At 40.3% G+C, this 23,048-nt stretch carries 20 protein-coding genes, 17 tRNA genes and 2 rRNA genes; 8 read left to right on the top strand and 31 right to left on the bottom strand.

Going from position 1 to position 23,048, the window contains the following annotated elements:
• The first annotated feature begins 140 nt into the window (after positions 1-140).
• Positions 141-1,223: a ribosome small subunit-dependent GTPase A gene (gene rsgA, locus E2636_RS04320; protein ID WP_134209130.1), complete on the top strand. Its 1,083-nt coding sequence runs from the start codon at positions 141-143 to the stop codon at positions 1,221-1,223.
• A gap of 275 nt (positions 1,224-1,498) precedes the next feature.
• On the opposite strand, the gene E2636_RS04315 is transcribed toward rsgA, so the two are convergent.
• The 5 genes from E2636_RS04315 to E2636_RS04295 form a co-directional block, all read right to left on the bottom strand.
• Positions 1,499-2,038 carry an NADPH-dependent FMN reductase gene (locus tag E2636_RS04315; protein WP_134209129.1) on the bottom strand — a complete coding sequence of 180 codons (540 nt, stop codon included), beginning with the start codon at positions 2,036-2,038 and terminating at the stop codon, positions 1,499-1,501.
• Between the two features lie 14 nt (positions 2,039-2,052).
• Positions 2,053-2,700, bottom strand: a complete 648-nt coding sequence (locus E2636_RS04310) for a response regulator (protein ID WP_134209128.1) — start codon at positions 2,698-2,700, stop codon at positions 2,053-2,055.
• Between the two features lie 12 nt (positions 2,701-2,712).
• On the bottom strand, positions 2,713-3,828 hold the full coding sequence (locus tag E2636_RS04305; protein WP_134209127.1) for a GAF domain-containing sensor histidine kinase: 1,116 nt from the start codon (positions 3,826-3,828) through the stop codon (positions 2,713-2,715).
• Between the two features lie 257 nt (positions 3,829-4,085).
• Positions 4,086-5,819 carry a phospho-sugar mutase gene (locus tag E2636_RS04300; RefSeq protein ID WP_134209126.1) on the bottom strand — a complete coding sequence of 578 codons (1,734 nt, stop codon included), beginning with the start codon at positions 5,817-5,819 and terminating at the stop codon, positions 4,086-4,088.
• Positions 5,820-5,923: 104 nt separating this feature from the next.
• Positions 5,924-7,468 (bottom strand): carbon-nitrogen hydrolase family protein, encoded by a 1,545-nt coding sequence (locus tag E2636_RS04295; RefSeq protein WP_017379277.1) that lies wholly within the window; start codon positions 7,466-7,468, stop codon positions 5,924-5,926.
• 133 nt (positions 7,469-7,601) lie between these two features.
• Here E2636_RS04295 and E2636_RS04290 point away from each other — a divergent pair, with 133 nt between their 5' ends.
• The 3 genes from E2636_RS04290 to E2636_RS04280 are packed head-to-tail and all read left to right on the top strand — an operon-like array spanning position 7,602 to position 9,398.
• Entirely contained in the window at positions 7,602-8,027 is a 426-nt protein-coding gene (locus E2636_RS04290) for a disulfide oxidoreductase (RefSeq protein WP_134209125.1), read from the top strand.
• Between the two features lies 1 nt (position 8,028).
• Complete coding sequence (locus E2636_RS04285) at positions 8,029-8,499, top strand: thioredoxin family protein (protein WP_134209124.1); 471 nt, start codon at positions 8,029-8,031, stop codon at positions 8,497-8,499.
• A 53-nt stretch (positions 8,500-8,552) separates the two neighbouring features.
• Positions 8,553-9,398 (top strand): RluA family pseudouridine synthase, encoded by an 846-nt coding sequence (locus tag E2636_RS04280; RefSeq protein ID WP_134209123.1) that lies wholly within the window; start codon positions 8,553-8,555, stop codon positions 9,396-9,398.
• A 66-nt stretch (positions 9,399-9,464) separates the two neighbouring features.
• Here the strand turns inward: E2636_RS04280 and E2636_RS04275 are convergent, their stop codons facing one another.
• Positions 9,465-10,301 (bottom strand): aldo/keto reductase, encoded by an 837-nt coding sequence (locus tag E2636_RS04275; RefSeq protein ID WP_134211747.1) that lies wholly within the window; start codon positions 10,299-10,301, stop codon positions 9,465-9,467.
• A gap of 162 nt (positions 10,302-10,463) precedes the next feature.
• On the opposite strand from E2636_RS04275, the gene E2636_RS04270 reads away from it, so the two are divergent.
• Positions 10,464-11,768 (top strand): NCS2 family permease, encoded by a 1,305-nt coding sequence (locus tag E2636_RS04270; protein WP_134209122.1) that lies wholly within the window; start codon positions 10,464-10,466, stop codon positions 11,766-11,768.
• A 308-nt stretch (positions 11,769-12,076) separates the two neighbouring features.
• On the opposite strand, the gene trmL is transcribed toward E2636_RS04270, so the two are convergent.
• Together trmL and queG are read right to left on the bottom strand one after the other, a co-directional pair.
• The gene (gene trmL / locus E2636_RS04265; RefSeq protein WP_134209121.1) at positions 12,077-12,550 is read right to left on the bottom strand and encodes a tRNA (uridine(34)/cytosine(34)/5-carboxymethylaminomethyluridine(34)-2'-O)-methyltransferase TrmL; all 474 of its coding nucleotides are present in this window, start codon (positions 12,548-12,550) and stop codon (positions 12,077-12,079) included.
• 12 nt (positions 12,551-12,562) lie between these two features.
• Positions 12,563-13,699: a tRNA epoxyqueuosine(34) reductase QueG gene (gene queG, locus E2636_RS04260; RefSeq protein ID WP_134209120.1), complete on the bottom strand. Its 1,137-nt coding sequence runs from the start codon at positions 13,697-13,699 to the stop codon at positions 12,563-12,565.
• Between the two features lie 54 nt (positions 13,700-13,753).
• Between queG and E2636_RS04255 the strand changes: the two genes are divergently transcribed.
• The gene (locus E2636_RS04255; RefSeq protein WP_134209119.1) at positions 13,754-14,446 is read left to right on the top strand and encodes a B3/B4 domain-containing protein; all 693 of its coding nucleotides are present in this window, start codon (positions 13,754-13,756) and stop codon (positions 14,444-14,446) included.
• A 78-nt stretch (positions 14,447-14,524) separates the two neighbouring features.
• Here the strand turns inward: E2636_RS04255 and E2636_RS04250 are convergent, their stop codons facing one another.
• From E2636_RS04250 to E2636_RS04235, 4 genes are all read right to left on the bottom strand, one after another.
• The gene (locus E2636_RS04250) at positions 14,525-15,289 is read right to left on the bottom strand and encodes an STAS domain-containing protein (RefSeq protein ID WP_134211746.1); all 765 of its coding nucleotides are present in this window, start codon (positions 15,287-15,289) and stop codon (positions 14,525-14,527) included.
• 122 nt (positions 15,290-15,411) lie between these two features.
• Positions 15,412-15,681, bottom strand: a complete 270-nt coding sequence (locus E2636_RS19295; RefSeq protein WP_407670293.1) for a DUF5658 family protein — start codon at positions 15,679-15,681, stop codon at positions 15,412-15,414.
• 265 nt (positions 15,682-15,946) lie between these two features.
• Positions 15,947-16,558 (bottom strand): NAD(P)H:quinone oxidoreductase, encoded by a 612-nt coding sequence (gene wrbA / locus E2636_RS04240; RefSeq protein WP_134209117.1) that lies wholly within the window; start codon positions 16,556-16,558, stop codon positions 15,947-15,949.
• Positions 16,559-16,684: 126 nt separating this feature from the next.
• The gene (locus tag E2636_RS04235; protein WP_243840727.1) at positions 16,685-16,963 is read right to left on the bottom strand and encodes a DUF5658 family protein; all 279 of its coding nucleotides are present in this window, start codon (positions 16,961-16,963) and stop codon (positions 16,685-16,687) included.
• A gap of 299 nt (positions 16,964-17,262) precedes the next feature.
• Here E2636_RS04235 and E2636_RS04230 point away from each other — a divergent pair, with 299 nt between their 5' ends.
• Complete coding sequence (locus tag E2636_RS04230) at positions 17,263-17,454, top strand: hypothetical protein (protein ID WP_134209115.1); 192 nt, start codon at positions 17,263-17,265, stop codon at positions 17,452-17,454.
• 96 nt (positions 17,455-17,550) lie between these two features.
• On the opposite strand, the gene E2636_RS04225 is transcribed toward E2636_RS04230, so the two are convergent.
• From E2636_RS04225 to E2636_RS04160, 14 genes are all read right to left on the bottom strand, one after another.
• Positions 17,551-17,631 (bottom strand) — tRNA-Leu (locus E2636_RS04225).
• Between the two features lie 31 nt (positions 17,632-17,662).
• Positions 17,663-17,736, bottom strand: a tRNA-Cys gene (locus E2636_RS04220).
• Positions 17,737-17,746: 10 nt separating this feature from the next.
• Positions 17,747-17,821: transfer RNA gene (locus E2636_RS04215), tRNA-Gly, on the bottom strand.
• 7 nt (positions 17,822-17,828) lie between these two features.
• Positions 17,829-17,900 (bottom strand) — tRNA-Gln (locus tag E2636_RS04210).
• Between the two features lie 9 nt (positions 17,901-17,909).
• Positions 17,910-17,985: transfer RNA gene (locus tag E2636_RS04205), tRNA-His, on the bottom strand.
• Between the two features lie 44 nt (positions 17,986-18,029).
• Positions 18,030-18,105, bottom strand: a tRNA-His gene (locus E2636_RS04200).
• Between the two features lie 31 nt (positions 18,106-18,136).
• A tRNA-Trp gene (locus E2636_RS04195) sits at positions 18,137-18,210 on the bottom strand.
• Between the two features lie 7 nt (positions 18,211-18,217).
• Positions 18,218-18,301, bottom strand: a tRNA-Tyr gene (locus tag E2636_RS04190).
• Between the two features lie 10 nt (positions 18,302-18,311).
• Positions 18,312-18,387 (bottom strand) — tRNA-Thr (locus E2636_RS04185).
• An 18-nt stretch (positions 18,388-18,405) separates the two neighbouring features.
• Positions 18,406-18,481 (bottom strand) — tRNA-Phe (locus E2636_RS04180).
• 142 nt (positions 18,482-18,623) lie between these two features.
• Positions 18,624-18,699: transfer RNA gene (locus tag E2636_RS04175), tRNA-Asp, on the bottom strand.
• 3 nt (positions 18,700-18,702) lie between these two features.
• A tRNA-Met gene (locus E2636_RS04170) sits at positions 18,703-18,779 on the bottom strand.
• A 157-nt stretch (positions 18,780-18,936) separates the two neighbouring features.
• A tRNA-Met gene (locus E2636_RS04165) sits at positions 18,937-19,013 on the bottom strand.
• A 140-nt stretch (positions 19,014-19,153) separates the two neighbouring features.
• Positions 19,154-19,229: transfer RNA gene (locus E2636_RS04160), tRNA-Val, on the bottom strand.
• Positions 19,230-19,259: 30 nt separating this feature from the next.
• Between E2636_RS04160 and E2636_RS19540 the strand changes: the two genes are divergently transcribed.
• Complete coding sequence (locus tag E2636_RS19540; protein ID WP_279587113.1) at positions 19,260-19,391, top strand: hypothetical protein; 132 nt, start codon at positions 19,260-19,262, stop codon at positions 19,389-19,391.
• An 8-nt stretch (positions 19,392-19,399) separates the two neighbouring features.
• On the opposite strand, the gene E2636_RS04155 is transcribed toward E2636_RS19540, so the two are convergent.
• The 5 genes from E2636_RS04155 to E2636_RS04135 all read right to left on the bottom strand — a co-directional run bounded on the left by E2636_RS04155 (position 19,400) and on the right by E2636_RS04135 (position 22,847).
• Positions 19,400-19,474, bottom strand: a tRNA-Glu gene (locus tag E2636_RS04155).
• Positions 19,475-19,494: 20 nt separating this feature from the next.
• Positions 19,495-19,586 (bottom strand) — tRNA-Ser (locus tag E2636_RS04150).
• A 4-nt stretch (positions 19,587-19,590) separates the two neighbouring features.
• Positions 19,591-19,666 (bottom strand) — tRNA-Asn (locus E2636_RS04145).
• A 13-nt stretch (positions 19,667-19,679) separates the two neighbouring features.
• Positions 19,680-19,795 (bottom strand): 5S ribosomal RNA (rrf, locus tag E2636_RS04140).
• A gap of 126 nt (positions 19,796-19,921) precedes the next feature.
• Positions 19,922-22,847 (bottom strand): 23S ribosomal RNA (locus E2636_RS04135).
• Between the last annotated feature and the right edge of the window lie 201 nt (positions 22,848-23,048).

Here is a 23,048-nt window from a genome sequence, read left to right as displayed (position 1 = left end):
ACAAGCGAATTGGCATGTTCCAGGTATCTCATCACAATTGTGCTTTCTAAAAGTAGACCGTTTCTTGTGGTGTGTATTTAACCGTGACTGCCTTTTCGCAGCCACGGTTTTTTATATACACAAAACAGGAGGAATATACTTTGAAAACAGTTGAAAATTATGGATGGAACGAATCATGGAAAACAAAATGGGATAACCAATCCAACAGTGAAAAATTACAAGCAAGCATCGCTGGTCGTATCTTGCTAGAGCATAAACATATGTACCGCGTTGTAACAGACGAAGGTGAATGGTTAGCCTCTCTTTCCGGGAGTTTTAAGCATGCAGCACAAGATCGTAGAGACTTCCCTGCTGTCGGTGACTGGGTTGCTGTAGAAAAAATGCCTGGTGAAGAAAAAGGTATTATTCGCAGTATCCTTCCACGAACATCGCTTTTTTCTCGAAAAGTTGCTGGTCTAACAACTGCAGAACAAATTGTCGCAGTAAACGTCGATATCGTCTTTCTTATCATGTCTCTAAACTTAGATTTTAATGTTCGCCGACTCGAACGATATATAATTGCTGCTTGGGATTCTGGGGCAAACCCCGTTATCGTACTGACCAAAAAGGATCTATGTGATGATCCACGATTCTATGTTACTCAAGCAAATGATGTAGCATTTGGAGTGCCCATTCACGTCGTCAGCAGTGTAACCGGCGAAGGAGTCTCTGAACTTCAAGAATTATTAAAAGATGGAAAAACAGCAGCTCTTCTTGGCTCATCTGGTGTTGGAAAATCATCTTTAACAAACGCCCTATGTGGTGAAGACGTAATGGTGGTTCAAAACATTCGAGAAGATGACGACAAAGGACGCCATACTACTAGTCATCGTGAATTGTTCCGCATGCCTGGTGGAGGATTGTTAATAGATACACCTGGTATGCGCGAGTTTCAAATGTGGGATAACAATGAAAGCTTAAATACAGGATTCAAAGATGTCGAGCAATTTGTAAATTCATGTCGTTTCACTGATTGCCAACACACTAATCAACCAGGTTGTGCCGTGCAAGAAGCACTCGAAAATGGTTCTCTAACCCGCGAACGCTATGCAAGCTATGAAAAGCTAAAACGTGAACTTGCTTACGTTGAAAGAAAAGCAGATGCTGCAGCTCAAAAAGCAGAGCGTGGAAAATGGAAACAAATTACGAAAGACATGCGTAAACGCTCAGCGAAAAAGAGGTAAGCACTAAATAATTGCCAGCCCTTAAAAAATGGGCTGGCTTTTCTGTGGGTGACAATCCCGCGAGGTTCGTTTATGAAAGTGTGGCTGTAGGGTTAGACAACTAACAACAAATGTCTGTTTATGACATTGAAAGATTTCCAGGTAGTTTTCGGCAACGACGAAAGCATTACATTCATAGGATTATCTGAAATTGTAAAATGGAGATGTGACGATGTCACATCTCCATTTATTAGAAAAACCACATCCTATGCAGGTATGCAGTTCTTACATTACATTTATATTAATTGTTGTACGTTTACTTCTTTCCCTATGCGCGTATACATTTTTAATTCTTCAATTAATTTGTCCACTTGTTCAGCCGCTTCTTTTAATAGTCCATCGCGATCATAATCAAATGTACTTGGATCTAGCACTAATTGACAAGGAATTGCATTAGCATAAACCCCTCGCATGACCGTACGCATGTTGTTTAAACAATTAATACCACCTTTACCGCCACCAGCAATAGCGATTAAGCCAACTGGTTTGTGTAGAAATTGTGTGCCACTTAAGAAATCTAATGTGTTTTTTAGTGCCCCACTCATTGCACTATGGTATTCAGGTGATAGTAATACTATCGCATCCGCTTCTAGAACAGACTTACGTAAAGATTTTACAAATGGATTAGTTGTTTGATCCTCTTCACCTGTATACATTGGCATTTCCATCACACTTAAATCCAATGTATGGAATCCGTAGGTACGTTCGATAAATCTAGCTGCAATTGCAGTTCTACCGTGTTTACGTGGTCCTCCACTGATTACTAATATTTTCATCTCATTGTCTCCTTTTACAATCCACTCGGATCGGTTAACCCGTGCTTCACTGCATAAAGAGCAGCCTGCGTACGGTCTTGTACGTGTAATTTCGAAAAAATGTTGGATATATGTGTCTTGACTGTTTTCTCTGTGACAAACAAGGATGAAGCAATCTCTTTATTGCTTTTCCCTTTTGTGAGCTCTGATAAAACATCCTGCTCTCTAGGTGTAAGTGGATATAACTTATGCGGTGGATCAATTTGCGGTTCACGTACTTTCATTAGTTGTGATGTGGCAATCGGATGCAAGGTATTTTCCCCACGCATTAATTTTCGAATGGATTCTACTAAATCATCAGGTTCAATATCCTTTAATTGATAACCTGCTGCTCCCGCTTCAATTGCAGGTATGACGTGATCGCGATCTGAAAAACTCGTAAGCATCAAAACCTCTGTATTCGGGTATTGTTCTTTGATTTTTTTCGTCGCTTGAATCCCGTCCATTTCTGGCATGACCAAATCCATTAATACGATATCTGGTCTGAGGCTAGCTGTCAACTCAACGGCTTCTCGACCGTTCGTAGCTTCCCCCACAACATTAATATCCTTTTGAGTCTTAAGAAAAAACAGTAACCCTCGTCTTACTACATGATGATCATCCGCAATCAGCACTCTAATCATGCAGATTCCTCCTTAATAAGGCAACCTTATTAATATTTCCGTACCTTTTTCCATCTCACTTACCCAATCCACTGACCCGCGAGCAGCTCGAGCCCGGTCTTGCATACTCTGAATACCAATGGAAGGTAGTCGTACATTTGAATCCATTTGGAATCCACCACCTTCATCCTTTAAAACAAGCAGCACGTCCGAAGGTGTAACGGTTATAAACAATTCAGCTTCCTGTACCCCTGCATGTTTTCGAACATTATTTAATCCTTCTTGCGCAATACGGAATAAAGTTTCTTCTGTTCGAGAAGGCAAGATAATAACTCCTGATACATTTGTGGTTAATGACAATCCAAGCATTTCAGCATAGCCTTTAAGCCCTTCAATAAGTCCACTTTCCAACCCTTTTGGTCGCAGCTGCCAAATAAGTGCGCGCATTTCAGTTAATGCTTCCTGCGTTAAATGTTGAATTTCACGAAACGTTGCTTTTACTTGTGGTTGTTCAGCCAGTTCACTACCGCCTCGAGCAGTAAGCGTAACGGAGAATAAGAGTTGGTTCACCGAATCATGTAAATCACGTGCTAATCGATTGCGTTCTTGCACTAGCGCCATTTCTTGTTCTTGTTTTGTTAACAAAATGCGCTTTATTGCTGAACCCATTTGAAATGCCACTGACTCTAACAATGCTAGTTCATCGTCTATAAACCCAACTGTATATGGGGTCGCCACATTTAACAGGCCAAATCTTTCTTGACCAGATTGTAGCGCTACAGTTGCGTGATGTGTAATGCCTCCATAATCATCAACCTTTGAATCGATTGCACTTTCGATTCGCTGACATTCAATTATATTCGTTGCTTTTTTAAGTTCCCCGTTGCGGTACTTAGATACACACCAACATCCACCTTTTTGAAGTTGATGACAACTACCATATTCTAGTGCAGTAGGGAGATTTTCGTAGGCAAGTAACTGATGTTTTTCTTTTGTATCGATAAAGAAAATCCATCCTGTTTCAAACTTCGTACCAGTTAAAAATTTTCGTAATGCCCCCTGTAGCATAGGTATCATTTCAGTTTCTTCATTTAGTAATTCGGCGATTTCTTTTAATAATACGATATTCGAGTGTTCATTTGATAGCATACAGTCGCCCCCACTGTTTCTTCTATTGTATCTCTTATCATAGCATTCATATTCATTCATTCGCATGAAAGCAGGTTCATACTTTCGACTGAACTGCTTAGTCTTGTAGGTTTCTCCACAAGTAGAATAGGATTTATGCGCGCCAACCACTCCAATTTTCAGCCCATCGCTCTATTTCATCGATTTCGCACTCCATATCTGCCTTCCCTTCCTTAATAAAAAAACCCTATTAGCATTTTCACTAATAGGATTCTCTGTTATAGGCTGAAACGCTTATCCATTTGAGCAGTAAATTGTGTTTTTATCTCTTTAAGCTTTTCTTGGCTATCAACTTCAGTAGCACTTGTCACACCAATATAATATTTAATCTTTGGTTCAGTACCACTTGGACGAACACAAACCCAAGAACCATCTACTAAGAAATATTTCAATACATTAGCTTGAGGCAAAATCATTTTTTCATCATTACGATCATCCACGAAACTACGTGTTTGCGTTAAATAATCTTCTTGCGATGAAATCGCTATTCCTGCAATTTCTGTTAAGGGTTGACTACGTAAATTGGTAAGCAGACTTTGAATATCACGTGCACCGTCTGCCCCTTTTTTCGTAACCGAAACTAAACCTTCGAAATAGTAACCATGACGTTCATATAAGTCATGCAAGACATTTAGTAATGTCTTCCCTTGCGCCTTATAAAAAGAAGCCGCTTCTGTAATGGCTAAAATAGCTTGGATAGCATCTTTATCGCGTACAAACGGTTTAATTAAGTAACCATAGCTTTCTTCGTAACCAAATAAAAACTCGTATTCTTTCGACTGTTCATATTGTTGAATTTTTTCACCGATGAATTTAAAACCAGTTAACACATCTTCGCTTGATACCCCGTGAAATTCTGCAATCACTCGTCCTAAATCAGACGTTACGATTGTTTTGAATACTCGACCATTTTTTGGCAATTGCTGTTTTTCTTTTAATTGCGTCAGTAAATATTCAATTAATATGGCACCAGTTTGGTTTCCTGTTAAAAGTACATAGTCGGCACCTTTTTGAACAGCCACACCTACGCGGTCTCCATCTGGATCTGCTGTAATTAATATATCTGCTGCTGTTTCTTTTCCTTGTTTCTTTGCTAACTCAAAGGCATCTGCTTCTTCTGGATTAGGTGATTTCAGCGTTGGAAATTCACCGTTTGGTTCCATTTGTTCTTCAACATAGGTGAAATTAGTGTAGCCTGTTTTAGTCATTAACTTACGAATAGTTGAACCTGATGCTCCATGGAGTGGAGAGAAAACGGCAGTTACGTTTTCTTTTCCCGACGTTTCACCATGAAATTGAATGGATTCAACGAGTTCAAGATAAGCTTTATCTAATCTACTCCCAATTACTTGAATCATTCCGGATTGCACTAATTCTTCATAATTTCCTGCTTCTATAGCTAATTCATTGCCTACTCGTTGAACATACGAAATAACAGATTTAGCATCTTCTAAATTAAGCTGTGAACCATCTTGCCCGTATACTTTATAACCGTTATATTCAGGCGGGTTATGACTCGCCGTAACTACAATTCCCATATATGCGCCAAGTTCTCGCACGCTATATGATAGTTGTGGTGTGGTGCGAGGTACTTCATATACATATGCCTGAATACCATTTCTCGCAAATGTGCTCGCTGCTTCTCGTGTAAACTCTAGTGATTTCCTGCGACTATCAAACGCGATAACAATTCCTTTTTTCATCGCTTCAAGTCCAGCCGATTTTACGTAATCCGCCACGCCTTGCGAAGCTTTGCGAACCGTATATGTATTCATACGGTTCGTTCCGGCACCAATTTCTCCGCGCATTCCACCTGTACCAAATTCTAATTCTTTATAAAATGCATCTTCCAACCTTTTTTCATCTTGGGAGATCTCAGAAAGCTGCTCTTTCAATTCAGGTTCAAGATTATCGAACACTAACCATTTTTCGACAGTTTGTTGATAGCTCATATCTGTTCCTCCAATTGAAAAGATGGAATGGCACTCCCACTTAGAAAAGCTTAATGCACCAATTCGCGCTTGTAGCTAGACATTATAGAAATGAAGCACACTTCTCATCCTTTTTTATATTCGATTCGATATATATCGTGACGACGGTCTTTCAACTGTTTTACTGTACCGTCTTGTCGTTGACGACGTAAGATTTCTAAATCTACATCTCCTATTAACACCATTTCTAAGTTAAGGCTCGTTTCACCAACAATGCCATCACGCGCAAATTCAAAGTCAGAAGGTGCATAAATACCAGACTGTGCATATTGAATGTCCATATTTTCAGTTTGTGGCAAGTTTCCAACTGTTCCTGAAATAACCGTATAAATTTGATTTTCAACAGCACGAGCTTGTGCACAATATTTCACTCGCAAGAATCCTTGTCGATCTTCTGTACAGAAAGGAACGAAAATAATATTTGCACCCATATCAGTAGCAATACGTGCAACTTCAGGGAACTCTATATCGTAACAAATTTGGATGGCAATTTTTCCGCAATCTGTATCAAAGACACGTACTGAATCCCCTGCACTAATGCCCCACCACTTGCGTTCATTTGGAGTGATGTGCATTTTATATTGTTTCTCTATCGAACCGTCACGGCGGAATAAGTAGGCAATATTGTAAATCTCATCATTTTCTTCTTTTACAAAATGGGATCCACCAATAATATTAACGTTATAGCGAACAGCTAAATCGGTAAAGAGCTCAATGTATTGAGGTGTGTATTCAGTCAAACGTCGAATGGCGCGACTCGGAGATGGCTCATTCAAGAATGACATCAGTTGAGTAGTGAAAATCTCCGGGAACACCACAAAGTCAGAATGGGCATCGGAAGCTACGTCAACGAAATACTCACATTGATTTGCTAAATCATCAAACGATTCAATTGCACGCATCATGTATTGAACAACACAAATCCGAACGGGATAACTCGTTTTAAAGTGACGTTTGGACATCGGTTTATAGTCGACGTTATTCCATTCCATTAGGGTAGCGTATTTGCCTGAGGCAGTATCATCAGGTAGATAGTTAGGGTTAATACGCATCAGCGTAAAGCCATTCATAATTTGGAATGTTAACACGGGATCATAAATTTTATGTCTTGATACTGCGTCTACATACTCACGTGGCAACATCTCTTTAGAGTGTTTGTGATAATTTGGAATACGTCCACCAATAATGATAGATTTCAAATTAAACTGACGTGCTATTTCTTTACGTGCCTCATACAAACGTTGACCGACTTTCATTCGTCGGTATTCTGGATGCACCATTACTTCGATACCGTACATATTGTATCCTTCTGGATTGTGATTCGTTATATAACCATCATCCGTTACATCTGACCAAGAATGACGATCGTCGTATTCATCAAAATTTATGATTAAACTTGAACAAGAACCTATAATAATACCATCCAGTTCTGCAACAAGCTGACCTTCTGGGAAAATACTTAAGTGACTGCGCAATTGTTCTACTTTCCATGGATCCATTCCTGGGAAACAAAGTCTTTGCATTGCTAACATAGGCTCTATATCTTCTATCGTCGTTTGTCTAATTACCATGCTTACTTCAAATTGTGATAAATCGAATTCCTCGGACATATGGTATTCTCTCCTTCTAAAAGCTATCTATTTCATTATATAAGACTTTCGACTCCGTTGAAAATATTTTACTTGTAGGATGCTAAGAATTATACTTTACTATGAGTTTACCCTCACAAGAGGAGATTGGAACATGTCTAAAAAATCAGAAAACATATTATTAGTTATGTGGGTCGTTTCATTAACAGCCACAATAGGTTCCCTATTCTTTTCAGAAGTAAGGGGCTACGAACCATGCCAGCTATGCTGGATACAACGAATCTTTATGTATCCGTTGGTTCTTATTATAGGAATTGCCTTTGTCCAGAAAAATGCTAAAATTGCCGTAACAACCGCAATTTTTTCCATTATTGGTGCTGCAATTTCTTTGTATCATTATGGTTTACAAAAAGTAAGCTTTTTGTCTGAAAATGCACCTGCCTGTGGGCGAGTGTCATGCACAGGTGAATACATTAACATCTTCGGCTTCATTACCATCCCGTTTTTAGCACTAACTGCATTTGTTCTAATTACTGTTACAAGCTTCATGTTATTAAAAGCTTCAAAGGAGGAAAAGTAAAATGAAAAAATTATTAATTATCGGTGGTATCATTGTAGCAGTTTTCGCATTGATTATTGTCCTGAATAATATGTCCAATAACAATAAATTAGCGGACAATCCATACGGCACGAACGATTTGGAACAAGAAACTATTGATCAATTAGACGATGAAAACTATCAAAACATCATTCTACCTGATGACTTGCAAGCAAAAGTAGAAAGTGGAGAGCCTGTAACAGCTTACTTCTTTAGCCCTACTTGTGTACATTGTAAAGCTATGACTCCTGTGTTAATGCCAGTAGTAGCAGATATGGACGTTGATATCTTCCAATACAATGTCTTAGAATTTGATCAGGGGTGGAATGATTATAAGATTGAGGCAACACCAACCATGATATACTTTGAAGATGGCAAAGAAGTTTCACGCATGGTTGGAAATCAACCTGAAGAAAATATTAAAACATTTTTCAACGATGTTGTATTAAAATAGAAGATAACGTAGACCATGTCATCGTACATGGTCTATTTTTAGGAGGAATATAAATGATTACAACTTTTCATTATACATTGCAACAAGATAATATTACGATTGAACAACTTCTCCGTGACAATTTTCAAATTGGGAAAAAAATTATGCATGAAATGCGCATGGCTAAAAGTATTGTGAATGAAAATGGTGAACCTGTTGTTTGGCAACACCATTATCCAGTTGACACAAAACTTACTTTTCATGTGAACGTTGAGCCATCCTCTTATGTCGCTACGAAAAATAGCGAAGTTCCTATCTTGTTTGAAGATGCTCATGTACTCGTAGTTTCAAAACCTGCAGATATGTTAACACATCCAAACGAACCAGGACAAACTGGTACATGTATGAATCATGTCATGGCCTATGTAAATAAACAAGGTGGCGTATATGCAGAACACGTCCACCGTCTCGATCAAGGAACGAAAGGATTAGTATTAATTGCGAAACATCCACTAATCAAGTCCATGCTAGATCGTATGCTTGAAGAGAAAAAAATTATTCGCACCTATGAAGCGATTGTAGACGGCTATATGACACAAAAAAGCGGATCTATTCGAACTTCAATTGGCACAGACCGTCATGATTCTGCACGACGCGCTGTATCTCCATCTGGGCAAACAGCAATTACTCATTTTGAAGTGGTGGGACAAGATTCCAACTTCACTAAAGTAAATGTAATTTTAGAAACTGGACGTACACATCAAATTCGGGTTCACTTTAGCTCAATAGGTCATCCAATTACTGGTGACAGAATGTACGGATCGAGAACGAGAGCAGACAACTATTCCCTTCAAGCCAAGAAATTGCAATTTGTTCATCCGATTACGAAAGAAATGATTGTGGTAGAAGATTACAAATAAAGATCTATTACTTAAATAAAAAAGAGATTCCTTAGTCAATCTTGACTAAAGGAATCTCTTTTTTGGTTAAAAGTTAAAGCTAAAGTTATCTGGATTAGCACCGGTTCGCTCATCTAAATTCAAGGAATCAATATTTTTCATGTCTTCGAAGGACAATTTAAAGTCAAATACATCCGCATTTTCTGCAATTCGTGCTGGTGTTACCGACTTTGGGATGACAGTTAAATCGTGTTGTAGATGCCAACGAATAATTATTTGGGCTGGTGACTTGCCGTATTTATTGCCAATACGAACGAGTGAAGGCTCATTTAATAATCCCCCACGTGCTAATGGCGACCAAGAAGTTACAGCGATTTGGTTGTCACCACAGAAAGTTCTCAGGTCGTACTGTGTAAGACGTGGATTTAATTCTATTTGATTCACCATTGGCTTTACATTTGCTTTTGCTAAGATTTCTTCTAAATGCTGTTGATGATGATTTGAAACACCCGTAGCCCGAATAAGTTTTTCATCATACAAACGTTCAATTGCTCTGTATGTTTCCATAAATGTCTCTTTAACAGGCCAATGCGTTAAATATAAATCTAAATAATCAAATCCTAGAAGCTCAAGCGATTTTTCAAAAGCTCGTAACGTTTGATCGTATCCTTGATCAGAATTCCATACTTTTGTAGTGACAAAGACATCTTCTCGTTTGATACCTGAAGTGCGGACAGATTCTCCAACTTCTTTTTCATTCCCATATAAGGAGGCAGTATCGATTGCACGATAACCGATTTGAAGCGCACTAGTCATTGCTTCAACGGATTCTTCTGGGTTCGTCATTTTATATACGCCCAACCCTAGACGTGGCATCTCAATGCCATTATGTAATGTTCTTGTAGATTGTAAAGTAAGTGTCATATTCTTCATCCTTTCCATCCTTTGTTCTTCTATTGTACAAATTGAATGTGAATTTTACGAGTAAGAAGATTTTTTCGCTTAAAACTATTGCACTTCTCTCTAAAAACGAATATTATATGAAATGTTGGTTATTTCGTTCGTCTTTTTGAAAGGAGACACACTATGTTCCGCTTAAAAGAACACAATACTAATGTGAAAACTGAATTCCTTGCAGGTATGACTACATTCTTGACGATGGTCTATATCGTAATTGTAAATCCCGTTATCTTAGCAGATGCTGGAGTACCGTTCGATCAAGTCTTTTTAGCTACAATTATTTCTGCTGTAGTAGGAACATTATGGATGGGGTTATTCGCTAATTACCCTATTGCTATCGCACCGGGTATGGGATTAAACGCATTCTTTACTTATACTGTAGTCATTTCATCTAATGGTGAAATTAATTATGTAACTGCCTTTTCAGCTGTATTTATTGCCGGACTACTATTTATTATTTTATCGTTAACACCGTTACGCAAGAAATTAATCGAAATCATTCCTGAAAATTTAAAGAGTGGTATCACTGCCGGAATTGGATTATTCATCGCTTTTATCGGGTTACGTTTATCTGGACTAGTTGAAGCGCATCCACAAAACTTAGTCAAGCTTGGCGATTTAACAAGTGCACCTGTCTTACTAGCGTTGTTTGGATTACTAGTGACACTTATCTTAATGGTCTTGAATGTCTACGGTGCTTTATTTTACGGGATGATTGCAACAGGTATAGTTGCATTCTTCACGGGCCAATTAACGTTTAAAGGAAATCCAATGCAATTACCTTCATTACCTGAAGGAATAATTGTTTGGAATCCTGGAATTGCTTTAATTGATGTATTTGAATATGGCATGATTGGAATCGTCGTTTCCTTCCTGCTAGTCACGTTATTCGATACAACCGGCACAATGATCGGTGTCGCAAAACAAGCGGGATTAATGAAGGGTAATCATATGCCTCGTGCCAAACAAGCTTTACTAGCAGATTCAGTTGCAACAACAGTTGGAGCAATGTTCGGAACGAGCCCTACTTCAGCTTACATCGAATCTTCTGCAGGTGTTGCAGTTGGAGGTCGTACAGGTTTAACATCTGTTACTGTAGCAGTATTATTTATCATTGCAGCATTCTTTGGACCACTTGTTTCTTCACTTTCAAGTGTAGCTGCCATTACCGCGCCTGCTCTGATTATTGTTGGAAGTCTAATGATTAGTGCAGTAAAAAATATTGATTGGGATTCGTTTGATGAAGCATTCCCTGCGTTCATTATTATTTTAGCAATGCCTCTAACGTCAAGTATAGCAACAGGTATTGAGCTTGGTTTCATTTTATATCCATTGCTCAAAATCTTTAAAGGACAAGCACGCAATGTACATCCTTTACTCTATATTTTTGCTGTTCTCTTCTTATACCAATTACTATTCTTACCACACTAAAAAAATGACTGGAGTCTCCTGGACTTCAGTCATTTTTTTAGTTATGAAATCGGGTCTTTAACTTTGCTATATTTCCGCCATATTTTTTACGTAGAGAATATTTCTTTTTGAAATGAAGTAAGATATACTTAGGTATGATATTGTAATTCTCTCAAAAGGAGGCAACGTTATGAGCTTAATACTAATTCTTGGTGTTACTGTTGCATTCCTTGCTGCGATTTTAACTGCAGGGTACGATGACAAACCAGGTGCATCAGAAAAAAAATAAACATGTAAAATGGGATTGCTAGTTATAGCAATCCCATTTTTTAATTTAAATTAGGATAATTTTGTTGACGCAGTGCTTCATAAATTAAAATTGCTGCGGTATTTGATAAGTTTAATGATCGAATATTATCGTTCATTGGTAAACGTAAGCAACGGTCTTGATTCGCATCAATTAATTCTCTAGGCAGTCCAGACGTTTCTCTACCGAAGACGAAAAAGGTATCTTTTTCTCGGTCATCATAGTTGAACGTTGTATGAGGCTTCGACCCGTGCTTTGTAATGAAGAAAAATTCCCCTTCTGGATACTTAGCAAATAAATCATCTAATTCGTCATAATAATGAATATCAACATGCTCCCAGTAGTCAAGACCTGCCCTTTTTAACATTTTATCTTCTGTAGAAAAACCAAGAGGACGAATCAAATGTAGTTTTGTATCTGTTCCTGCACAAGTACGAGCAATATTCCCTGTATTGGCAGGGATTAACGGTTGATAAAGTACCACGTGTAGTGCCATAGTCTCACTCCCTTAATTTACGGTTAGGAATGCTAACCCTTTATGAATTTCGTTTAACACTTCACCGTCTATTTCTATTTGTAATGCTTTATTTAGTGCTAAGCGTCCCTCTTCAGTTCCAATTTTCCCGATTGCCCATGCAGCTGTCCCACGAATAACTGGACGTACATCATTTTCAAGTAAGTCAATTAAATTTGGAATCGCACTTTCTTCTTTAAAATGTGCAAGCGCTAAAATGGCATTGCGTTGAATTGGTTTCTTTCCTCGCCAGGATCCAGACACATGTCCAAATTTTGTTTTAAATTCTTTATTACTCATTTTCAATAATGGTATGAGTAAAGGTTTCGCAATTTCTGGATCGGCTTGGAACTCGAGTTGATGCTTATTGAACTTTCCTTTATTTTTAGGACACACAGTTTGGCACGTATCGCATCCATATATACGGTTTCCTATCTTTGTTCGAAACTCATCTGGCAATAATGATTTTGTCTGTGTCAGAAATGCAATACATCGCTGAGCATTCAGCTGACCGCCTTCAATTAAAGCCCCCGTTGGACAAACATCTAAGCACAGTCGGCATTCTCCACATTCATCTTCCATCGGTGTATCTGGTGTAAAGGGAATGTTCGTAATGATTTCGCCTAAATAGACGTATGATCCAAATTCTGGTGTAATTACTGCACAGTTTTTCGCACTCCATCCGATTCCTGCACGTTCTGCAACAGCGCGGTCAGATAACTCCCCTGTGTCCACCATAGAGCGTGTTTTGGCATCAACGTTATACTTGGCAATAAACTGCTCTAATTTAGCTAAACGGTCTCGTAACACCGTATGATAGTCAATTCCCCACGAAGCTCGCGCAAAAATCCCTCTTCGCTCACCTTTCTTCCCTTGTGGTGCGTTTTCCATGCGAGAAGGATGAGCAATCGCTATAGCGATGATGCTCTCTGCTTCATTTAGTAAAAGCGAAGGTGTTGTTCTTTTTTCTAGATCCTTCTCTTCAAAGCCAGATTGATAACCAAGATCTTGTTGTCTCTTTAATCGATTCTTTAGCTCACGAAAAGGATCAGAGGAAGCAAAACCGATTTTATCAATGCCAATCGAGTGTGCATACAAAATTAGCTCTTGTTGAAACTGATTCACATTCATGAAAACTTCCCCCCCTTGTGCTAAAATAATAAAAAATGATTTGAAGGTGTAAACATGAAAATTTCAATCGAACCATCTATTTTTAAAATTGATGAACGTTTTAAAATAGGCATTAACCATTATACCAAATTTGTCGTCTCACAATCACCTCAAATGCTAAAAGGTCGCATGCATTTATATCAAGAACATTTATTTTTTGATTTACAAGATAAAAGATTAACGGATTATCAAGGGATTTTTGAATGGAGAGCCTTGTGGAAAAAGTTTGGATCAGATCCAGGTCGATACCGTCCTTCTATGGAAGCAATGATGCGCCGAATTCGAAATCAAAACTATTTGCAACCCGTAAATAGTGCGGTTGATCTAAATAATTTCTTCTCCCTTCAATACGAAATTCCAATAGGTATATATGATTTATCTCATGGAGTAGGAGATATCAAGTTCGTATGTGGAGGACCTGAAACCATGCATAAAGGAATTAACGGGCAAGAAATTTATTTAAATGGAATCTTATCTATCGAAGATGAAATAGGTTCTTTTGGTAGTCCTTTTGTAGATTCACTCCGAACGTCAGTTAGTGAAAATACCGACAATGCCTTACAAATATTCTTTTTGAAACCTTCTATATCCAATTTAGATGCAGAAAAACTAATGAACTCCGCTGGGAAAATGTTTGCACAAGTAAACGGTGGAAGTTATTCAACGGTCATTTTAGATATAGAATACTCACAGGCTTTGATTAATTAATTGGGGATACCTTATTAATATGACTTTTCATTTACAATTGCACAATGAAAAACCGCTTCTTGCGAAGCGGTTTTTCGATTAGATATGCTTTTGTTGCTCAATAATAGCTTCCAAACCAGCATAAGTTGATCTGTATGTCGGGATATCTCTTTCAAGGGACCCCATCGAAATAGCCATTTTGGGACTGATTCCCACCAATATGCATTTAGCACCAATTAATTTTAAGCAATCATACAACTTCTGAATATAAAATTGAACTTCTTGATCAAACTCGCTTAGTCCACTTAAAGATATTATTACATATTCGATACGTTGAGTCGAACATTCCATCAACACAGATGAAATGAGTAAGTCTGCTCGCTCTGCATCAAACTCTCCAATTAAAGGCAATGCAATTGTATTTTTCCACACATGTAAAATGGGGATTGAGAGTGCTTTAATTAACTTTTCTTTCTTTTTTTCTTCTTCTGATTTTATGGTTACGTCCATCAACATAATAACGTATCCTTCAATTTCTTTTAGGTCGTTCATTATAGGTGTAACAACTATATCAGTAACGAAACGATTTCGAATTGTAATTCTTGTTCGCAATGTAGTCTTTAAACTCCCCATAACTCGTTGTTGATGTTCAGGGCGCTGATGAAAGAAGTCCATACTTAATCCAATAAAGGCATGACTGTCTTGTAACTGGAACAATGGTGCAATCAAAGTTAATAACTCCGAAGCATTACTATTCATCCATCTAATATGGAACAGTTTATCCGCAATAATAATAGTCTCACCAATACTATTTAGTGCTTTTAACATTGAAATTTCATTCGGTATTGTTCCTACTTCATTCATTTTACTCATCCTATCCCTCACTATTATTTATATTATATATAAATAATAGTTTAAATCCAACTAGATTTATCGTGTACTACAATCATCCATTTAAATATATAGATTCTTAGTCTTTTCTTCCATTAAAACAAGAATGGAATTAACCAAAAGAGATGTAGAATAATTACACTAGTGTACATTATGACTACAATCCATAAAAGGATTCGAAGCTTCCTCCCAAATCTCATCAATCCTTTTTTATATATGATATAACACAGCAAACCACTCAGCAATACTTTAATGAATAGAACAGATTCAGGCTGCATCATTCTAAGTACTGGATTAAGCTCAACCATCTGAGAAGTCTTTAAACCTATATAGGTTAGCACACCATCCACTGCATTAAGAACCACAATGAGTATCGCCAAGATTGACAAAATCAATCACCCCTTGTTTTGGATCAAATCTATATATGTTATGCATATTATCGGAAACTTACTCGGAATTCATTCCCTTCCTATGCTCTGATAAAAGGAAAGGCTCTTTCACACTGTTGGATAAAAGAATTCCCCTCCATTTTCACTAAGTTTAAATTGTTTAAATTAAAAAGACTGTTAGAAGTTGAACAACTTCTAACAGTCTGCCTTTTTTTATGTTATACGAATGTATTCCTACATATTATTGATTTCCTTTTTTAACCCATTCCGCTACGGTTACGGTTCGCTTTGTTTGATGTTTTACTGCACCTTGAACATCCTCCACCATTTTGCCATCTTGATCGACAGAAACGCTTGTCCCATAAGGATTGCCTCCAGCAGCATACAATACAGGATCTGTATAACCAGGCGCAACCACAATCGCTCCCCAATGGTACATTGTAGTATAGAGGGATAATGTCGTTATCTCCTGTCCACCATGAGGGTTTTGTGCAGAAGTCATAGCACTCACAACTTTATTAACTAATTTCCCTTTAAACCAAAGTCCTCCCGTTGAATCTAAGAAATTCTTTACTTGTCCAGGCATGTTTCCAAAACGTGTTGGAACACTAAAAATAATGGCATCTGCCCATTCTAAATCATCTACAGTTACCTCAGGTACATCTTTCGTTGCTTCAATATTTGCTTTCCATGCAGGATTTGAATCTATCGCTTCTTGTGGAGCTGTTTCAGGTACCTTCAATACTTTTACTTCAGCACCGTTTTCTTTTGCACCATCTTCTGCCCACTTAGCTAATTGATAGTTAGTACCTGTTGAGCTGTAATATATTACTGCTAATTTTACACTTGTCATTAGGTTTCATCTCCTTTGTTAGAATGAATAGTTTAGCGATTAGAGAATCTATGCGAATTAACTTCAGTTACTATTTCGTTATCCCCTTAAAAATTAGTTTTTATTCTATTTTTTTCATGATTAGCATTAGTACACCATACTTACACCAATCCAAAATGCATGACTCACAAATACTCCTAAATAACACACATTGGCAAAACTAAGGAGATATTTAAACCCTCTTCCAAACTGTTGCAAAGGATGTAGTAATATAAAAACTGTTAGAAAAGTGCTTAAGTACAATTTAATCAAGAGAATATTAAATGGATCTAATTCTGCCAATAACGGATTGGCTTCAGTTATAATTAATAAAGAAACACCAACATATGTTGCAATCCCATCCAAACTATTCAATAGTACTAACATCCATGCCGATCTAATCATCTAATCACCTAATGCCTTTTTTGATAAAAATAGTGTAGTCATTATTTTGATTACTTAAACAGTTATTGGCTAAAATCCAATAGGGGGAATTCTATTTATTGGACCAGTTGGTATATATTAAGCCGTTTATAAAGTCATTTGGGTTGATAAGCCATGGTATTTCTCACACAAAAAGGCTAAGCATATGCTTAGCCTTTTTGTTATTTTAAAGAAAAAAAGAAGTTAAGAAGAATAAACCTTTTCATTCAGAACAAGCTATTAGAAAATGGAGGTGAATTTCTTTGACTTCAAATAATACAAGGAATCAGCAAAGACAAAATAAAAATATGAAGAAGGCAAAATTAGATCGTGAAGAATTTGGCTTTGGACACGATGTAAGTCCGGATGATTTGGATACGGTTGGTCAAAACGAAGCAGCCAAAAATAACATTAAGCGAGAACCCAATCACCCCGTAAATAATGATAAGAAATAATTCCCCGCAATTGTACTTCTACTTAACAATTGCAGTTCCTCTTAAAATATACAAAAAAGCAGTATCTACATTAAGTAGATACTGCTTTTCGAATGATACCCGAGGCCAGACTCGAACTGGCACGCCTTACGGCACCGCATTTTGAGTGCGGCGTGTCTGCCATTCCACCACTCGGGCAAAATAATAAATGCAGACTTTAAAAATATTATGGAGGCGGCAACCGGATTTGAACCGGTGGTAGAGGTGTTGCAGACCTGTGCCTTACCACTTGGCTATGCCGCCATAATAAAAATGGAGCGGAAGACGAGGTTCGAACTCGCGACCCCCACCTTGGCAAGGTGGTGTTCTACCACTGAACTACTTCCGCAATAATATTGGGGAACCTGGATTCGAACCAGGGCGTGACGGAATCAAAATCCGTTGCCTTACCGCTTGGCTATACCCCATTAGTAATATGGGGCGAACGAGGGGAATTGAACCCCCGAGTGCCGGAATCACAATCCGGTGCGTTAACCACTTCGCCACGCCCGCCACAATATAATATTGATATTGATATTGAATTTAAGTTAAAAAAATGGGGCGAACGAGGGGAATTGAACCCCCGAGTGCCGGAATCACAATCCGGTGCGTTAACCACTTCGCCACGCCCGCCATAATATGAAATTTATATTAAATTTAAAATTGGCAGGGGCAGTAGGAATCGAACCCACATTGAAGGTTTTGGAGACCTTAGTTCTACCGTTAAACTATGCCCCTAAGATAATGGTGGAGGGGGGCGGATTCGAACCGCCGAACCCGAAGGAACGGATTTACAGTCCGTCGTGTTTAGCCACTTCACTACCCCTCCAAATTGAAGATGGTGCCGGCGAAAGGAGTCGAACCCTCGACCTACTGATTACAAGTCAGTTGCTCTACCAACTGAGCTACACCGGCACGGTGTTTAAAAAATAATGGTGGCTCAGGACGGAATCGAACCGCCGACACAAGGATTTTCAGTCCTTTGCTCTACCGACTGAGCTACTGAGCCACTGTCGAATTGCACTAAGTTTCGAATCTCTTTGTCAGCTTCATTCGCTCATTCAATCACGTACGTTAGTACACTCTTTCACTCACTCATTTTGCGTCTTCGATTTTCTTTGCTTATTCCAATTCTTAATACTTCATAAAAATGGCGGTCCCGACCGGGATCGAACCGGCGATCTCCTGCGTGACAGGCAGGCATGTTAACCGCTACACCACGGGACCATTTGGTTGCGGGGGCAGGATTTGAACCTGCGACCTTTGGGTTATGAGCCCAACGAGCTACCGTGCTGCTCCACCCCGCGATAATATTATTGTTATAAACACTATAATAAAACGCTTATGACTTAGTTGACGCCTTCGCGGTTTTTTTATAGAAAGCTAAATTTCACTTTAGCATGCGTAGTGTTTTTTTGTTCACCGATTTTTGTCACTGTCGATGTTATTCATTTCAAGATTAATTGGTTGCGGGGGCAGGATTTGAACCTGCGACCTTTGGGTTATGAGCCCAACGAGCTACCGTGCTGCTCCACCCCGCGATAATATTATTGTTATAAACACTATGATACAACGCTTATGTCATAGTTGACACCTTCCATGCTTCGCTTGCGTCTTCGTACGACTCGTTGCTACACCCTCGCGAATTCTTAAGAGAGTTTCAATAGTGTAAATAATGTAATGGTGGAGGATGACGGGCTCGAACCGCCGACCCTCTGCTTGTAAGGCAGATGCTCTCCCAGCTGAGCTAATCCTCCGTTAAAAAGAATGAAAAGCTGTGCATTTCGTTGTCGCTTGCACAGGATGTGCTGACTTCTACGTTGCCACAGGACGTGGCGATTTTAGTAGAAGTACCTCTAGATCGTTGCCTAGAACTACTTGCTTTTGATTCTCTTTACATACTGGTTAAAGTTACGTAAAAAGAAATTGGTGACCCCTACGGGAATCGAACCCGTGTTACCGCCGTGAAAGGGCGGTGTCTTAACCGCTTGACCAAGGGGCCATATTAATTGAGAAAGTTACTGGCGGAGAGCAAGGGATTTGAACCCTTGAGACAGTTTAACCCGCCTACACGAATTCCAATCGTGCTCCTTCGGCCACTCGGACAGCTCCCCAATATGGCTCCGAAGGTAGGACTCGAACCTACGACCATCGCATTAACAGTGCGGTGCTCTACCAACTGAGCTACTTCGGAAAAATAATATATTGCCTAGCGACGTCCTACTCTCACAGGGGGAGACCCCCAACTACCATCGGCGCAAAAGAACTTAACTTCCGTGTTCGGTATGGGAACGGGTGTGACCTCTTTGCCATTACCACTAGACTAATTGTTTTTAAAGACAAGATTTATTATACCAAGTCTCACAGATTTTACAAGCGTTTCTAGTAAAAAATACTTTTATTCGCTCAAAACTGGATAAACGGGTCATTGAAAGCCATTCATATTTGTTTGGTTAAGTCCTCGATCGATTAGTATTCGTCAGCTACACACGTCGCCGTGCTTCCACCTCGAACCTATCTACCTCATCGTCTTTGAGGGATCTTACTTGCTTGCGCAATGGGAAATCTCATCTCGAGGGGGGCTTCATGCTTAGATGCTTTCAGCACTTATCCCGTCCACACATAGCTACCCAGCGATGCTCTTGGCAGAACAACTGGTACACCAGCGGTGTGTCCATCCCGGTCCTCTCGTACTAAGGACAGCTCCTCTCAAATTTCCTACGCCCACGACGGATAGGGACCGAACTGTCTCACGACGTTCTGAACCCAGCTCGCGTACCGCTTTAATGGGCGAACAGCCCAACCCTTGGGACCGACTACAGCCCCAGGATGCGATGAGCCGACATCGAGGTGCCAAACCTCCCGTCGATGTGGACTCTTGGGGGAGATAAGCCTGTTATCCCCGGGGTAGCTTTTATCCGTTGAGCGATGGCCCTTCCATGCGGAACCACCGGATCACTAAGCCCGTCTTTCGACCCTGCTCGACTTGTAGGTCTCGCAGTCAAGCTCCCTTATGCCTTTACACTCTACGAATGATTTCCAACCATTCTGAGGGAACCTTTGGGCGCCTCCGTTACACTTTAGGAGGCGACCGCCCCAGTCAAACTGCCCGCCTGACACTGTCTCCTGCCCCGATAAGGGGCAAGGGTTAGAAGTTCAACACAACCAGGGTAGTATCCCACTGACGCCTCCTCCGAAGCTGGCGCTCCGGAATCTCAGGCTCCTACCTATCCTGTACAAGTTGTGCCAAAATTCAATATCAGGCTACAGTAAAGCTCCACGGGGTCTTTCCGTCCTGTCGCGGGTAACCTGCATCTTCACAGGTACTATAATTTCACCGAGTCTCTCGTTGAGACAGTGCCCAGATCGTTACGCCTTTCGTGCGGGTCGGAACTTACCCGACAAGGAATTTCGCTACCTTAGGACCGTTATAGTTACGGCCGCCGTTTACTGGGGCTTCAATTCGCACCTTCGCTTGCGCTAAGCACTCCTCTTAACCTTCCAGCACCGGGCAGGCGTCAGCCCCTATACGTCACCTTACGGTTTTGCAGAGACCTGTGTTTTTGCTAAACAGTCGCCTGGGCCTATTCACTGCGGCTCTCTCAGGCTTTAACACCCTAATAGAGCACCCCTTCTCCCGAAGTTACGGGGTCATTTTGCCGAGTTCCTTAACGAGAGTTCTCTCGCTCACCTTAGGATTCTCTCCTCGACTACCTGTGTCGGTTTGCGGTACGGGCACCTTCCACCTCGTTAGAGGCTTTTCTTGGCAGTGTGAAATCAGGAACTCAGACCTTACGGTCCTTGTCATTACAGCTCAACGTTATAGGAACGGGATTTGCCTCATTCCACGCCTCACTGCTTGAACGCGCATAACCAACAGCGCGCTTACCCTATCCTTCTGCGTCCCCCCATTACTCAAACGGTGGAGTGGTGGTACAGGAATATCAACCTGTTGTCCATCGTCTACGCCTATCGGCCTCGACTTAGGTCCCGACTAACCCTGAGCGGACGAGCCTACCTCAGGAAACCTTAGTCATTCGGTGGACGGGATTCTCACCCGTCTTTCGTTACTCATACCGGCATTCTCACTTCTAAGCGCTCCACCAGTCCTTCCGGTCTAGCTTCAACGCCCTTAGAACGCTCTCCTACCATTGACACCTAAGTGTCAATCCACAGCTTCGGTGAATTGTTTAGCCCCGATACATTTTCGGCGCAGCGTCACTCGACCAGTGAGCTATTACGCACTCTTTAAATGATGGCTGCTTCTAAGCCAACATCCTGGTTGTCTAAGCAACGCCACATCCTTTTCCACTTAACAATTACTTTGGACCTTAGCTGGTGGTCTGGGCTGTTTCCCTCTTGACTACGGATCTTATCACTCGCAGTCTGACTCCCAATTATAAATCTCTGGCATTCGGAGTTTGTCTGAATTCGGTAACCCGGGATGGGCCCCTAGTCCAAACAGTGCTCTACCTCCAGGATTCTAAAATTGAGGCTAGCCCTAAAGCTATTTCGGAGAGAACCAGCTATCTCCAGGTTCGATTGGAATTTCTCCGCTACCCACACCTCATCCCCGCACTTTTCAACGTGCGTGGGTTCGGGCCTCCAGTAAGTGTTACCTTACCTTCACCCTGGACATGGGTAGATCACCTGGTTTCGGGTCTACAACTACATACTCTATCGCCCTATTCAGACTCGCTTTCGCTGCGGCTCCGCCTTATCAGCTTAACCTTGCATGTAATCGTAACTCGCCGGTTCATTCTACAAAAGGCACGCTATCACCCATTAACGGGCTCTAACTACTTGTAGGCACACGGTTTCAGGATCTATTTCACTCCCCTTCCGGGTGCTTTTCACCTTTCCCTCACGGTACTGGTTCACTATCGGTCACTAGGAGTATTTAGCCTTGGGAGATGGTCCTCCCAGATTCCGACGGAATTTCACGTGTTCCGCCGTACTCAGGATCCACTCAGGAGAGAACGAAATTTCGACTACAGGGCTTTTACCTGCTATGGCGGACCTTTCCAGGTCGCTTCGTCTACCTCGTTCCTTTGTAACTCCGTATTGAGTGTCCTACAACCCCAAGAAGCAAGCTTCTTGGTTTGGGCTCTTCCCGTTTCGCTCGCCGCTACTCAGGGAATCGATATTTCTTTCTCTTCCTCCAGGTACTTAGATGTTTCAGTTCCCTGGGTGTGCCACGGATACGCTATGTATTCACGTAAACGTACTGTTCGATTAAAAACAGTGGGTTTCCCCATTCGGAAATCTCCGGATCAAAGCTTACTTACAGCTCCCCGAAGCATATCGGTGTTAGTACCGTCCTTCATCGGCTCCTAGTGCCAAGGCATTCACCGTGCGCCCTTATTAACTTAACCATTCGGCTTCCAATCTACTTCGTATTTCTTCGTCAGTTTCGTTCATTCACATGCTCACGTACCGAAGTACGCTCCGCTGTTCATTCGCTCACTTCCTCGAACTACTCGCAGCTTGAAACCCTCAATTAGTCATATAATAAGATTGAACTTATTAAAAATGAATTACTTGAATGTTTGTTGCTTTCAATGTCGTTTTATCCA

This window comes from Paenisporosarcina antarctica, from assembly GCF_004367585.1.
Lineage (GTDB): Bacteria > Bacillota > Bacilli > Bacillales_A > Planococcaceae > Paenisporosarcina > Paenisporosarcina antarctica.
The sequence above is the reverse complement of the archived record's forward strand: the minus strand, read 5'-3'. Positions and strand labels throughout refer to the sequence as shown.

Bases quoted from the DNA above. Each gene is read 5' to 3' on its own strand.
- E2636_RS04315 (WP_134209129.1), bottom strand. From the start codon at position 2,038: ATGAAAATATTAGTAATCAGTGGAGGACCACGTAAACACGGTAGAACT.
- E2636_RS04310 (WP_134209128.1), bottom strand. From the start codon at position 2,700: ATGATTAGAGTGCTGATTGCGGATGATCATCATGTAGTAAGACGAGGG.
- E2636_RS04305 (WP_134209127.1), bottom strand. From the start codon at position 3,828: ATGCTATCAAATGAACACTCGAATATCGTATTATTAAAAGAAATCGCC.
- E2636_RS04300 (WP_134209126.1), bottom strand. From the start codon at position 5,819: ATGAGCTATCAACAAACTGTCGAAAAATGGTTAGTGTTCGATAATCTT.
- E2636_RS04295 (WP_017379277.1), bottom strand. From the start codon at position 7,468: ATGTCCGAGGAATTCGATTTATCACAATTTGAAGTAAGCATGGTAATT.
- E2636_RS04290 (WP_134209125.1), top strand. From the start codon at position 7,602: ATGTCTAAAAAATCAGAAAACATATTATTAGTTATGTGGGTCGTTTCA.
- E2636_RS04285 (WP_134209124.1), top strand. From the start codon at position 8,029: ATGAAAAAATTATTAATTATCGGTGGTATCATTGTAGCAGTTTTCGCA.
- E2636_RS04280 (WP_134209123.1), top strand. From the start codon at position 8,553: ATGATTACAACTTTTCATTATACATTGCAACAAGATAATATTACGATT.
- E2636_RS04275 (WP_134211747.1), bottom strand. From the start codon at position 10,301: ATGACACTTACTTTACAATCTACAAGAACATTACATAATGGCATTGAG.
- E2636_RS04270 (WP_134209122.1), top strand. From the start codon at position 10,464: ATGTTCCGCTTAAAAGAACACAATACTAATGTGAAAACTGAATTCCTT.
- trmL (WP_134209121.1), bottom strand. From the start codon at position 12,550: ATGGCACTACACGTGGTACTTTATCAACCGTTAATCCCTGCCAATACA.
- queG (WP_134209120.1), bottom strand. From the start codon at position 13,699: ATGAATGTGAATCAGTTTCAACAAGAGCTAATTTTGTATGCACACTCG.
- E2636_RS04255 (WP_134209119.1), top strand. From the start codon at position 13,754: ATGAAAATTTCAATCGAACCATCTATTTTTAAAATTGATGAACGTTTT.
- E2636_RS04250 (WP_134211746.1), bottom strand. From the start codon at position 15,289: ATGAATGAAGTAGGAACAATACCGAATGAAATTTCAATGTTAAAAGCA.
- wrbA (WP_134209117.1), bottom strand. From the start codon at position 16,558: ATGACAAGTGTAAAATTAGCAGTAATATATTACAGCTCAACAGGTACT.
- E2636_RS04235 (WP_243840727.1), bottom strand. From the start codon at position 16,963: ATGTTAGTACTATTGAATAGTTTGGATGGGATTGCAACATATGTTGGT.